Source organism: Actinomadura sp. NBRC 104412, from assembly GCF_030269515.1.
Lineage (GTDB): Bacteria > Actinomycetota > Actinomycetes > Streptosporangiales > Streptosporangiaceae > Spirillospora.
The window spans coordinates 120,143-133,794 of sequence record NZ_BSTM01000008.1 but is presented as its reverse complement, the minus strand read 5'-3'; the positions used below and the strand labels follow the sequence as shown (position 1 = coordinate 133,794).

General features: G+C 71.9%; 5 protein-coding genes. All 5 read right to left on the bottom strand.

Annotated features, from left to right (window positions below):
• Positions 1–2: 2 nt before the first annotated feature.
• Positions 3–2,522, bottom strand: coding sequence for a glycoside hydrolase family 127 protein (locus QSK21_RS12760; RefSeq protein WP_285695826.1), 2,520 nt, complete (start codon positions 2,520–2,522; stop codon positions 3–5).
• A complete protein-coding gene (locus QSK21_RS12755) occupies positions 2,519–4,582 on the bottom strand; it encodes an alpha-L-rhamnosidase-related protein (RefSeq protein ID WP_285695825.1) in 2,064 nt (687 codons plus the stop codon). Before QSK21_RS12755 ends, QSK21_RS12760 begins: the two co-directional genes overlap by 4 nt.
• 89 nt (positions 4,583–4,671) lie before the next feature.
• Positions 4,672–7,656, bottom strand: a complete 2,985-nt coding sequence (locus QSK21_RS12750) for a glycosyl hydrolase (RefSeq protein ID WP_285695824.1) — start codon at positions 7,654–7,656, stop codon at positions 4,672–4,674.
• 44 nt (positions 7,657–7,700) lie between these two features.
• On the bottom strand, positions 7,701–10,871 hold the full coding sequence (locus tag QSK21_RS12745) for a family 78 glycoside hydrolase catalytic domain (RefSeq protein WP_285695823.1): 3,171 nt from the start codon (positions 10,869–10,871) through the stop codon (positions 7,701–7,703).
• A 1-nt stretch (position 10,872) separates the two neighbouring features.
• A complete protein-coding gene (locus tag QSK21_RS12740; RefSeq protein ID WP_285695822.1) occupies positions 10,873–13,623 on the bottom strand; it encodes a family 78 glycoside hydrolase catalytic domain in 2,751 nt (916 codons plus the stop codon).
• Between the last annotated feature and the right edge of the window lie 29 nt (positions 13,624–13,652).

Genomic DNA, 13,652 nt, shown 5'->3' with positions numbered 1-13,652 from the left:
GATCAGCGACCGCGCTGGTGCAGGGCGGCCACGTCGGCGGCCGTCAGCGCGTGGTTGTAGAGGCGGAAGTCGGCGGCCTGGCCGTGCATGGCCGGGTGCCGGGTGTCCTGGGAGCGGCCGACGAAGTTCTTCGAGGTGGCGCCCAGGGCGAGCGGGCTCATGAGGAGCCCGTCCTTGCGCCCCGCCTCGGCGCCGTCGATGTACAGAACGGCCGAGCCGCCGCCCTCACCGGTGACGGTGACCGCGACGTGGGTCCACGCCCCGGTGGGCAGCGCGGCGGGGGCGTCGGCGAAGTCCTCGCCCTCCATCCCGCCGAGCTTCATCGAGAACCGCGCCCGTCCCGACCCGGTGCGCGCGTTGACGTAGAAGAAGGTCTGCCTGTTGAAGCCCAGGTCGAAGACCCGGACGTTGTTGGCGACCGTCTCCAGCCGGACCCACAGCGCGACGGTGAGCGCGTCCAGCCCGGCGAGCAGGCCGGGCGGTAGGACGACGTGCCCTCCGGCGCCGTCCATCGACACCGTCCCGTCGGCCCAGGCCGCCGAGCCGGTGAGGGTGGCCGCGGGCCACTTCCCCGTGGCGTCGGCCGTGCTGCCGTCCTTGAGGGGGTAGTGGGCGATGAGCGCGGGGCGGCGGCGCGGCGCCGGAGTGGCCCAGTAGACGGTGTAGCGCTGGTGGTGGACTTCGGCGAACGGCATCAGCCGCACCTCGGCTCCGTCCGCCCGTGCCGTGTAGTGGAGCGGCCTTCCTCGTACCGGCGTCAGTGAACGCGGGTCGATGGCGGGAAAGGTGTTGAGCGCGCGGTCCCCGTACGCTCCCGCCAGGACGACGGGCCCGTGGCTGACCGCCTGCACGCACGGGTTGTCGGGTGCCTTGCGCCACACCGGCTCCATCGGCATGGCGAGTTCGACCACGTCGCCCGCGCGCCACCGCCGTTCGATCGTGGCGTACGCGCCGGGCCGGACGTCGTTGCCGAGGCCGCCGGCGGCCCTGCCGTTCACGCGGAGGCGGGCGCGCCGGCCGCGCGCGTCCAGCCATCCGGGGATCCGGATCTTGAGGGCGAAGCGGGCGTCACCCTCGACGATCGTGAGCCGGGTCGTCTCCTCGTACGGGTAGCGGGTCTCCTGCCGGACGCGCACGCCTCGTTCCGCCCACCGCACCTCGGACGGGACGAACAGGTTGACGTAGAGGGCGTCGCGCGACCGGAAGTAGATGCTGTCGCCGAACTTGGTGTGGGTCTCCAGGCCCGTCCCGTGGTCGCAGGAGAAGTTGTCGTAGTCGCCGCTGTAGCTACCGGGCGCCGCGCCCAGTCCGCCTTTGGGCTTGCGTTCCGAGCCGGGGAACAGGCCCGTGTAGTAGGTGACGAACCCGTGCTCGGACTGCGGGTCCTGCTCGCCGAGCATCTGGTTCAGCAGCGCCCACTCGTAGTAGTCCATGTACTGGGCCGAGCGCGGGTCGTTGAGGAACAGCAGCCGCGAGAGCTTGAGCATGTTGTAGGTGTTGCAGTTCTCGCAGGTGTCCTCGCTGAGACGGCTGGCCAGCTCGCGGGGAGGGCCGAAGAACTCCTGGTTGCTGTTGCCGCCGATCACGTAGGTGTGGTCGCGGACGACGGTGTCCCAGAAGAACGCGGCCAGGTCGCGGTAGCGCCGCTCCCCCGTCGCCTCGTACTCGCGGACGGCCCCGACCACCTTGGGGATCTGGGTGTTGGCGTGCTGCCCGTCGAGCGCGTCGCGGCGCTCCGACAGCGGGACGTACAGCTCGTCGTGGTCGAACCGGCGGGCCGTGGCCAGATGCCGAGGGTCCCTGGTCACCAGGTAGAGCTCGGCCAGGACGTCGTTCATGCCGCCGAACTCGACCCGCAGGAGCGCCTGCATCCGCTCGCGCGGCAGCTTGGCGGTACGCGCGTCCACCCAGGCGGCCATGCCCTTCAGCACGTCCAGCGCCTGCCGGTTGCCGCTCAGCCGGTACTGGTCGAGCAGGCCCGCCATGATCTTGTGGATCGTGTAGTACGGCGCCCAGGGCTTGCCGCCCGCCTCCAGGTCGTCGAAGACCTCCTCGCCGAACGCCGACAGGTAGCCGCGGGAGAACCCGGCGGCGGGCGAGGCGGCCTGGCATGTCGCCAGCTCGGCGACGATATGGCGGCCCTTGGCGGCGTAGGCGTCGTCGCCGGTGCCGGCGTGCGCCTGCGCGAGCGCCGTCAGCAGGTGGCCCGTGGTGTGGCCGCGCAACTGGACGTCCGGGGCCTCCCAGCCGCCGCACGGCTCGGCGGACGAGGGCAGCCCCACGTTCAGCCGGAAGGTGTGCAGGAGCCGGTCGGCGTCGATGAACCTGAGGTAGGCGCAGGTCCGGCTCATGTTGTCGCGGAAAGGCCCGTCCAAGAGCGTGACGGCCGACAGCGGGAACGGCGACACCCGCGCCGGCCGGGCTGGCGAGGCCGCGGCGGGGGCGGGGACGGCGGCGCCGATCGCGGTCGCCGTCGCCGTCACCCCCGCCGTGCCGATGAACGCGCGCCGGCTGACGTTCACGAGCGCCCCACCGGCTTGCTCTCGATGTCGTGGTCGCCACGCAGGCCGTTCACGTAGACGTACTCGCCGTCGGTGTACGCGTGGTGAGGCCCGCGTGCCTTGCCCTTCTTCCCGTCCCAGACCAGGCGGCCGTCGACGTAGACGTTGACGCGTGAGCCGAAGGTCGGCACGCCCGCGCGTCCCTCGGTGCCACGAGGAGCCTCCAGCGAGGCGCGGTAGGTCCCCTTGGTGACCTTCCAGGACGCGTTCACCGGGCCGTAGGTGGTGGTGATGTTGCCCTGGGCGAAGGACAGGTCGGCGGTGTGGGGCACGAAGTCGAACGTCCGGCCCGCGGTGCCGGTGGGGTTGAGGCCCAGCACGTAGAAGGTGAGCGCGGGGGTGGGGCCGGTCGCCCAGGAGTGCGCCATGCTCGTGTAGGAGCTACAGGTGGCGCAGCCGTCCTCGGGGTTGCGGAACGACTCCCAGAACGTGCTCTTGGTGCCCTCGGGGTGGTCGAGCATGTAGCCCCACTGGCGCCGGATGATCTCCACGCCGGCCTTGTCGGCGGCCTGGCCGCCCGCCTGGAAGTGGGCGTTGACCTCCATCGAGCCGGAGAACACGCCCGGGTTGCCCTTGTTCTCCGGGGCGGTGGTGCCGATGGAGTCCCAGTTGCCGGTCAGGTAGTGGCTGATGCGGCGGGCCTTGGCGCGGTCGGCGAGGCCGTACCAGGCGGCGAGGGAGTTGCCGTCCTGGGGGTGGATGGTGGAGTCGGGGTAGAACCTGTACGCCCCGGCGGCCTCGTCCCACAGGTGGGTGTTCACGGCGGTGCGCAATGCCGCGGCCCGGTCGGCGTACGACTTGGCCAGCGCCTTGTCGCCCTGCACGGCGGCCAGGCGCGAACCGGCGTCCAGCACGCGCCACAGCAGCACGTTGGCGATGAGGTTCTCGCCCTTCTCCAGGATGCGCACCGAGTCGGACGTGCCGGTGATGGACAGCAGCCCCCGGTCGCCGACCTTGGCCGTGCTGTAGTCGACGCCGCGCTTGTAGCCGTCCCACACCTGGGCCAGCCATCGCCGGTCGCCGGTGTAGTTGTAGTAGTCCCAGGTGGTGGCCAGCGTCCACAGGTGGTAGGTGTCCGAGCCGTACTTGTTCATCATCGGCCCCGAGTAGGGCAGCTCACCGGTGTCCCGCTGGTGCTGGTAGAGGGTGGTGAGCGCGTTGCGGGCCGACTCGGTGTCGTCGAACGCCGCGTACGCCGCCGGGATCTCGATGCCCAGGTCGCCCGGCCACACGGTGCGGTCGCGCTTGGCGCCGTCCACCAAAATCGTGTCGCCGACACCGACGGTGCCGCCGTTGTCCCACAGCTCGGCGGGCGGCTCCCAGACCCGGCCGGTCTTGGGGGCGATGGTGTTGAGCTGGACGGTGTAGGCGCCCGCGTACCAGATGCGGTTGAGCAGGTGGTCGCTCGAATAGAAGTGGTTGGCGTAGCGGGCCGGGTTCTTCATCTTGGGGGCGGCGGTGAAGTGGAGGGAGACCCCGTCCAGCTCCACCCGGCCCGCCGACTCCAAAAAGATCGTCAGGTAGCGGTAGCCGCCGCGCAGGTACCGGGCCGGGGTCGTGTACGTGGTGCGGCCGTCGACGCCGGTGGTCAGCGCGCCGTCCCGGCTGCGCGGCCCGCCGGTGGAGGCGTCGCTGGTGGGGAAGCCCGCGTACCGGGACGACTCGGCGAAGGCCAGCCCGACCGTCTGGGGTCCGTCCGACCCGGCGAAGCTCACCGTGGTCAGGCCGCTGACCTCCTTGCCGAAGTCCAGGGTGAGGGACGCCCCGGCACCGCTGAGCGTGGTGCGGCGTCCTTTGAGCACGGCCTGCGGATCGGCCACCTCGCCCTGGGTGGCGAAGACCGCGACCGGGCGGACCGTGCGGGTGGACGGGGACAGGTTGTAGGCGTCCCAGGGCTTGGCGTGGCGCGGCCCTTCGGCCGTCGCCGCCGGAGCGCTGATCAGGAGGGGGACGGTGACGGCCGCCAGGCCCAGCGTGAGGGCGGTTCTCCCCCGCAGCCGGTTGACTACGCTGTTGGTCATGGATTCCTCGTGTTCCGGTTCGTGACAGGACGGGATGGGGAGTTCGCGTGTGGGAGGGCGTTGCCGCGCCCTCCCACACTTGTGCCGGCTCAGAAGTGCTTGATCACCGCTTCGCCGTACGGGACCAGCCGGACCGGGCCGAGCAGCCCGTAGTTCTGCCGGGACGCCCCGCCGTAGACGGCGGCGTCGGCCACCCGCAGCCGGTTGATCAGGGTGGTGGCGATCTCGACCTCGATCGTGTTGGTGCCGCGCCGCAGGTACGGGCCGACGTCCACGACCGGGTTGAGCAGGTCCACGCCGGGCAGCCGGTGCCCGTTGACCGTGACCCTGCACGTGTCGAACACCTCACCGAGCTCCAGGTAGGCGCCCGGCCAGCCGCCCTTGCCCAGGTCGACCGTCGCGGTGTAGCGGCCGACCCCGGACACGTCGGCCAGCTCCGGGATCTGCGGCCACGGCTTGAGCTCGTCCAGGACGAGGTCGTGCCGGGTGGTCACGGTCTCGGTCGGGGTGCGTCCCGGCTGGAAGTCCTCGACCTGGAGCCGCCACTTCGACAGGGTCAGCGCGGCGGGCAGTTCCCCGATCGTGGCGCGGACGGTGCGGCCGCCCTCCAGGGTCGTGGTGTACGTCCCCGGCCGGGTGTCGCGGATCGCGAGCCGGTTCTTCGAGGCGACACGGACCTCGGCCGCCTCGCTGGCGGTCGCGTACGGGGTCGCGTGTCCCTTGGGACGGGCCAGGACGAACACCGTGGCCTCGCCCGGCCGCAGCGCCACCCGCAGCGTGACCGTGTCGCCGTCCGCCCGGTAGAGGGCGACCGGCTCGATCCCGCCCGTCCACAGGTCGAGCCGGTACGGCACGGCCTTCCGGTCGGTGCGGGTGAGGGTGACCTCGTGGTCGATGGGCGCGATCGGCGGCTTCGGCGTCTCGTTGTGCCGCCCGTTGACCAGGTAGTAGTAGTCCACGCTTCCGTCCACCCGCCGGGCGTGCAGGAGGGTGGAGGTCTGGTGGGTGACGTCCCGCCGCACGCCGAGGGCTTCGAGGGCGCCGGGCACCTCGGGCTCGGTCGCGACGACCTTCACCGTCGGCTGGTCGAACAGTTGCCGCAGGACCGCCCGCAGCCGCTCGTTCTCGCCGTCCTTGGCGACGCCCGGGACGGTGGCGGCGCTCCAGTCGCCCATGAACACCACCGGCAGTCCCTTGCGGGTGAGCGCGAGGATCCGCTCGGCCGCGGACACGGTGAGGGTGCTCTTCTTCCCGGCGAAGCGGTCGCCCTCGACGAACAGCGCCTTGTAGGCGGGGCCGTCCGGCGCCAGCCGCCCGCCGGAGACGGTGGCGCTGGGCAGCGACAGGATCGGCTCGCTGGCGAACGAGTGGGTCCAGCCGATCGGGATGCCGTTGGCGGTGAACCAGCCGGCCCCGATGCCGGTCTTGCTGTAGCCCTTCTGCCGGAACACGGCCACGTCGATCCGGTTCTCGCCGGCCTGCGTGATGCCGTGGACCCGCGCGAAGTAGTCGGCGACGTCCGGGACGTGCCGCCAGGTGGGCTGGCGCGGGCCCCACGACTCGGCGTACCCGATGCCGCCGTTGTAGGGGGTGAACCCGGCGAACCCCGGCCAGTTGACGCCGGGCGCCGTCGCGTACGAGAAGCCGTGCAGGGTCGTCTGGTTGAGCCCGGCGGCGTACGCGCCGCCCATGGTGAGCAGCAGCTTCTTCCAGGTGGTGCTGTAGGCGCCGCCCTGGTAGGCCCCGGCCTCGCAGGACAGCACCTTGCGCCCGCCCATGTCCCGGCCGCCCATCAGGGCGCGGTAGTCGTCGAGGTTCTTGAACCCCAGCGACTCGCCCTCCGGCCTGTCCAGGGTCGCCGACATCCGGATCGAGTCGGTCTGGAGCCCGTACGGCTGGCCGCTCAGCTCCAGGCCGATCGAGTGCGCCCAGTCGGCCAGCGGCTTGAAGTGGTTGTCGTGGAACAGGTCGGAGACCGTCAGCCAGAAGTCGTGCCGGGCGTGCTCGGTGGTCTCGGCGTCGTAGGCGAACACCGGGTCCTCGTCGTTCAGGAGGACGACCGGCAGGTAGGGGCCCAGGTCGTAGCCGCGCCGCCTGCGGAACTCGGCGGCCAGGCCGGGCGTCCAGTTCAGCGCCTCGGTCTCCAGCTCGATCGAGTCCTCGAACAGCGCGCCGCCCGCCTGCCGGAGCAGCTTGCGGATCTTCGGGGTGAGCAGCCGCTTCTCCCAGAAGTCGATGACAGCCTGCGTCCCGGCGCGGCCGAAGTGGTCCACGACCGCCGCGTCCGGGGCGCTGTGCGGGCCCGACTCGGGACGCTGCCCGCTGCCGCGCCGCCAGTACGACAGCAGCACCCACTCGCCGTCGTCCGGCGCCGTCCAGGTGATCCGGCCGTTCCGGACGCGGGAGGTGAGGTCCTGCCAGGAGTCGCGGGCGAGGCCGATCACGTCATCGTCGTCGTGGGCGGGGTCCTTGCGGACGGCGTGGACGGCCTCCAGGTGCCGCTGGGTCACCCCGGGCTGGGGCGCGACGACGGGGTCGGGTACGGGGCCGTCGTGGGTCGCTCCCCCGGCCAGCGTGACCACGCCGTACGCCAGTTCCTGCACGGCGGCGGGGCTGTCGGGCGTGATGGACGGCACGGCCGCGGGCCAGGCGGGGCCGATGGTGAGGTCCACGGTGATGCCGCGCCTGCGGGCCTGGTCCAGCGCGGCCTCGACGCCCGCGTTCCAGGCCGGGGTGCCCCAGCCGTGGTGTACGGGGTCGAGGACGGACTTGTCCCGGATGCTGTGGTGCAGCGCGACGATCTCGGCGCCGCCGAAACCGGCGTCGGCGATCTGGTCGATCTCCCGCCGGATCTCGGCGGGGGTGACGTGCGCGTCGGGCCACCACCAGCGGAACCGCGGCCGTATCTCCGCCCGGGGACGGGCGAAGTGGGCGGCGGCGGGGAACGGCGCGGCGTCCGCCGCGGCGGTGCCCGGCCGTACCGAAAGGGGCAGTGCCGCGACGGCGCCCGCCGCGAGCCCTGCCTGCATCACCCGGCGCCTGCTCAGCGGCCGGGCGAATCCGTGTTGATCCATGGGTTTTCCTTGCGTGTTATCGGTGACCGGGGTCGGAGAGGTCGTCAGCGGCGGGACACCTCGAAGGCCCACGTGCCGGAGCCGACCTCGAAGATCCCGCGCCCGTTCTGGACGCCGGCCCAGCGGGCGCCCTTGGTGGCGTCGGGACGTCTGGTGCCGCCCAGGAGCGGGACCTCCACGCGGGCGGTGGCGCCCGGCGGGACGGTCACGTCCAGGCGGAGGGTGGTGCCGGTCCGGCGCCAGGAGCTGGACGCCTTGCCGAAGGGGGTCTGGTAGTAGGCGCCCGCGGAGGTCAGGTCCCCCACCACCGCCGGGCGGACCAGCAGTTTCCGGTACGCGACCGAGTCGTCCGCCTGCCCCAGCCCGGCCAGCCCGGCGGCGAACCACTCGTCGATCGCGCCGAGCATGAAGTGGTTCTGGGAGTTGCCGGAGGTCGGGCCGTCCCAGTTCTCGGTGAGGGAGGTGGCGCCGTGCACCACCTGGTAGCCGTAGCTGGGGCTGGTGGTCTGCGTGGCGACCGCGTACACGATGTCGTCGCGGCCCGCCGCCGACAGCACGCGGAACACCGACGGCAGGGCGATCTCCCCGACGGTGAGGTGGTAGCCCTTGTCGCGGATGCTCCCGATCAGGTGGTCGAGGACGGCCTGGCGCCGGTCGGCCGGCACGATCCCCATGTCCAGGGCCAGGGCGTCGCATGCCTGGCTGCCGGACCCGTAGGTGTTCTCCTTGAGGTACTTGGCGTTGAACGCGTCGCCGATGCGGGCGGCCAGCGCGGTGTAGCGGGCGGCGTCCGCGTCCTCGCCGATGACCTCGGCGATCTGCGCGAGCGCCGTGGCGGCGCGGTGGTAGCCGAAGGTGGCGGTGACGCCGACCGGAGTGCTCGGGTCGAAGGTGATCCAGTCCCCCAGCCCGTAGTCGAGCAGGTCGCCCTCGGCCTTGCCGGACAGGTAGTCCAGGTACCGCCGCATGTGGCCGTAGTAGGTGCGCAGCGTGGCGGTGTCTCCGTAGGCGCGGTACATCTGCCACGGCGCGAAGATGATGACGTTGCCCCAGTTGGGGTCGTCGCGGAACCCGCCGCTGAACACCGTGTACTCCGGCGCGATGTCCGGGACGAGACCGTCGGCGGTCTGCGCCTCGGCGATGTTGCGCACGATCTCCGCGTAGTAGGCGGCCACGTCGTAGTTGCGGGCGACCGCGGGGAAGACCAGGTTGGCCTGCTCCAGCCAGCCCAGCTTCTCCCGGTGCGGGCAGTCGGTCAGGACCGAGTACATGTTGCCCTGCACCGCCCGGTCGATGATCTTGTGGATGTCGTTGATCAGGGGGTGCGAGCTGGTGAAGCCGCCCGCGCGCTCGTTGGCGGTGCGGAGCACCATCCCCGAGACGGTGTCCTCGTCCGGCGCCGACGGCAGCCCTTCCAGTTGCACGTAGCGGAAGCCGTGGTAGACGAAACGCGGATGCCAGGTCTCCACGCCCTTGCCGGACAGAATGTAGGTGTCCCAGATCGGCGAGCCGGTGGTGTGCTGGCTGACCGTGCCATCGGCGGCGAGCAGCTCGCCGGGCCGCATCGTCACCCTCGTCCCGGCCGGGCCGCTGACGCGCAGCACCGGCCAGCCCGCGATGTTGGTGCCGAGGTCGACCACGTACACCCCGTCCCGGGGCTGGGTGATCTTCTTGGTGCGGACGGTCTCCACGTGCTCGATCGGCGGCGCCGCCCGCGCGGTCAGCCGCGCGGTGGGCGGGTCGCGGCGGACGGCGGCGACCCAGTCGTCGGGGACGCGCCGCGCGTCGTGGTCCTCGCCGCCGTACCAGCCGCTGAACATGGTGGCGCCCAGCGCGGTGCGCCAGCTCGGGTCGCTGCCGATCACGGCACGGCGGCCGTCGCTGTAGGTGATCTCCATCTGGAGGAGGAAGGCGGGGGCGCCGTCGCTGCGGGTGAGCTTCTGGTACCGGCCGGGGGTGGCGGGCACGTGCGCCATGCCATTGCCCAGTTCCACGCGCAGCTCGTTCGCGCCACGGTGGAGCAGCCCGGTGACGTCGTAGGTGGAATAGACCAGCCGTTCCTTGTGGTCGGTGTTCGGCGGTTCCAGGACGGCCCTGCTCACCGGGCGCCCGTTGACGGTGAGGTCGAGGACGCCCAGCGCGGTGGCGTAGAGCCGCGCGCTCCGGATCCGCTTGCCCACGTCGACCCGCTTGGTGAAGACCGGCAGCGCCGACGGAGCGCGGCGCAGCGGTGGCGGCGCCTCCTGCCCTTCGACGGTCGCGGCCGTGTCGAAGGACGCCCCGTCCGAGGAGGTCTGCACCTTGAAGTCCTCGGGGAAGTTGGCCGTCTTCCCGTCGTCGGTCAGCGTGTCGGTGCGGGGGTAGAGGACGACCCGGTCGAAGCGGCGTGCGGCGCCGAGGTCCACCTGTACCCAGATGGGCGTGGCGAGGTCCTGTTCCCGGTGTTCCAGGCTGGTGTAGCCGAACGGGGCGCTCTCGCTGGTGAGCGATCCGTCGGTGGCCGCCCTCGGTTCCCACTGGCCCGGCGCCGTGTAGGTCTCGGAGGCGGTGACGGTGGCGTGCAGGGCCAGGTTCTCGCCCGCGTCGCCGTCCGCCACGACGATCTCGGCGAGTTGCAGCCGGGACACCTTGTACGGCCAGCCCTCCTTGAGGGGCAGGCCGAGCCGGGACACCTCCAGCCGGACGTAGCGGGCGGTGCGCGCCGGGAAGCTGATCGTGACGGGGTTGGGCTCGGGCTCGTTCCAGTCCGGGTGGCCGATCCAGGACGCCGTCCAGTCGTCGGCGTCCAGAAGGCCCATCTCCCAGGACGACGGCTCGCTCCACGGCGACGGGCGGCCCTGCGCGTCCCACACACGGACCCGCCAGGAGACGCGCTGCCGGGACCGCAGGGGACGCCCCGCGTACACGGCCGATACCGCGGAGCCGCGGACCTTCCCGGAGTCCCAGAGCAGACCGTCGCCGGTCACCTTGATCTGGTACGCGGTCGGCGCCTGATCGCGTGGACCCGGGGCGAACCGCCAGCTCAGCGTCGGCGTGGTGTCGTCGATCCCCAGTGGCGAACGCAGGTGGTCGACCCGCAGGTCAATGGGACGAAGGCCGGGTGTGGCGGGAGCGGCCTCGGCCGTCGCCGGCGCGATCGTTCCGGCGGCGCCCACGGCCGCCGCGGTGATGCCGCCCGCCTGGACGAAGCGGCGGCGGGAGATCGGGTCCGTCATGTCAGGCCCCTGCCTTTCCGGAGATGAAATCGACGCGTCCCGAGCCGACCTCGTACACGGCGTGGCCGTCGCGCATGCCGACGAAGCGGGCGTGGCCCTTCACCCGTACCGAAGCGGGCGAGGCGGCCGGGACGTGGACCTCGGCGCGCATGTTCACCGGGATCTCGACCGACATGGAGAAGCCGTGGCCGCCGCGGCGCCAGTCCACCGCCACGTCGCCGCGTTGCAGCGGGATGGTTCCGGACGCGCGGTCCACACCAGAACCGGGCGGACGCACCCGTACCGTCGCGCCCGCAGGCGAGGTGACGGTGACGCCCAGGAGGGTCTGGTGGATGTCGAGCAGCGCGGTGGCGCCCCAGGGGTGGGAGTGGCTTTGCCCCGTCTCGGGCGCGTCCCAGGACTCCCAGGTGAACGTGCCGCCGCGGGCGAGGATGTTGCCCCAGCCGTGGCCTTCCTTGTCGGTGAGGCGGGTGACGAACGGCTCCGGCCGCTCACCCAGGGCCTGCATCAGGCGATGCACCGTGAACGGGCCCATCTGCATGCCGAGGCTTGTGACGTAGTCCAGGATGCGGGCACGGTCGGGTGCCACGCCGTACGCGAGGGCGAAGGCGTTGGCGATCTGGGAGGCGTGGGTGCTCTGCGAGCCGTCCGCCTTGAGCCCGTCGATGTAGACGCCGTCGGAGGCGCGGCGCAGCTTGGCGTTGATGGCCGTCGTCAGGGTCTGCGCTTCGCGGCGGAACGCGGCGGCCTCGTCCGCCTTGCCCAGGGCCTCGGCGGTACGGGCGGAGGCGTTGAACACGTCCACCGCCAGGATGTTGATGACCGTGCGGGCGGCGGTGTCCATGTCGTGGCCGTAGCGCATGGTCGCGGGCCAGTCGATGATGCCGAACCGGTAGTCGCCGGAACCCCCGGTCAGGTCGGTGACCAGCCCGGTATCGGCGTTGATGTGCCGCCGCACGTAGCCGGCGACGGCGTTCATCACCGGGTACGCGCGGGCGAGCGTGGCGGCGTCGCCCGACTGCTCGTAGTAGTCCCACACCCAGCCGGGGAACATCTCGGTGTAGTCGGGGATGTCGCGGCCCCCGTCACCGTTGGGGTAGACGGCGTTGAGCCGGCCGTCCGGCCAGTAGCGGGCCTGGGAGGCGATGAACTCGCCGATCGCCTGCCGGGTGAGCCTCCGTTCCCCGTACGCGGCCATCGTGGCCAGGGAGACGTCCACGGCGTCACCGAGGAACTGGCCCTTCTCCCGGGTCGGGGTGTCGAGGAACTGGGTCTGCGCCCCGTACAGGGCCGACCGCCGCATCAGGTCGTAGGCGGCGTCCACGCCGGGGTTGGACGTGCGCAGCCGGGCCGTCCGCGACAGGTCCACGTCGGTGTGCTGGACGACGGCGGAGATGTCCTCGGGCCTCACGCCCGTGCCCGGAGGGATCTCGAAGTAACGCCAGCCCACGTAGGTGAAGGGCCGGTACGTCTGGTCGCCGTCGCGCTGGGTGTAGCCGAAGCTGAGGTCGGTGTTCTGGTTGTCGCGGCTGGAACGTGACACCGAGCCGTCGGCGGTGAGCACGTACCCCGCCTCCATGGCCACGTGCCGTCCCGCCTCCCCGTCGCGGAACCGCACCACCGGGACGGCCGGGATGACGGTGCCGAAGTCGGCGACCAGGGCGCCGGAGCCGAGCCGCGTGACCTTCTTGGGGCGGACGGTCCGGAAGGTCAGCCCGGCCTCCTGTCCCTGGAGCCGCTTGAACACCGGGGTGGGGTGGGCGCCGATGACCTCGGCCGCCTCCCAGCCGGAGGCGTCGAAGCCGGGACGGTCCCAGCCGTCCAGGGCCTGCTGCGCGGGACCGTCGATCTCCTCGATGTAGTCGCCGCCGTCGCCGTTGCGGCGCGGCGCCTGCTTCCACGGGCCGCGCGTCACCCGCCAGGTCCCGTCGGTGACGACGACCTGGCGGCTGCCGTCGGCGTGGTCGATGACCAGGCGCACCAGCAGCCCGCGCTCGCTCCTGGGACGGCCCTGCCCCGAGCCGTACCAGTGGTAGAGCGCTCCAATCGTGGCCTGCCGTCCCGCCCGCAGCTTGTCGGTGACGTCGACGGTCCTGTAGAAGCCCTCGTCGGGGTAGGAGAACGCCGGGCCGCGGTCGATGACCTCGCCGTTCAGGTGCAACGCGTACTGGTGGCTCGCCGTCACGTACACGCGCGCCCGCACGACACGGGACGCGCCCACGGTGATGTCCTTGCGCGCCAGGGTGTAGTCGTCGGCCTCCGTGGTGGCGCGGCGGATCCAGTACGCCTGCCAGTCCTCGTCCCGCAGGCCGATGTCGAAGGACGCGGGCCGCGACCAGGAGGACTTCTTCCCGGTCTTGTCCCAGGTGCGGACCTTCCATGTGTAGGACGCGCCATGCTCAAGGGCGGGGCCTGCGTACGGCACGTACTCCTGCCGGGACGATGTCACCTTGCCGCTGTCCCAGACGGTCTTGGCGCGCCCGGTGGGAGGGTCGGTGTGGACGACGATCTGGTAGGCCGACTGGACCTCACCTGGGTCGGCGTCACGGGGGCGCCAGCCGAACAAAGGGGTTCCCTGCACGTTCAGCGGTTCGGCGCGGTCGCCAACGGTGAGCTCCACCGGCGCCTTGGGCGCATGCCCGGCGGCGAACACGGCCGCGTTGGACGTACCGGGCATCGCCACGACGGGAACGAGCAGCGATGCGGCGGAGACGGAGGCGAGAAGGGCACGACGGGTTCGAGGAAGGGACACGGGTCTGTCTCCTCAGGCGGGGGGTGGGG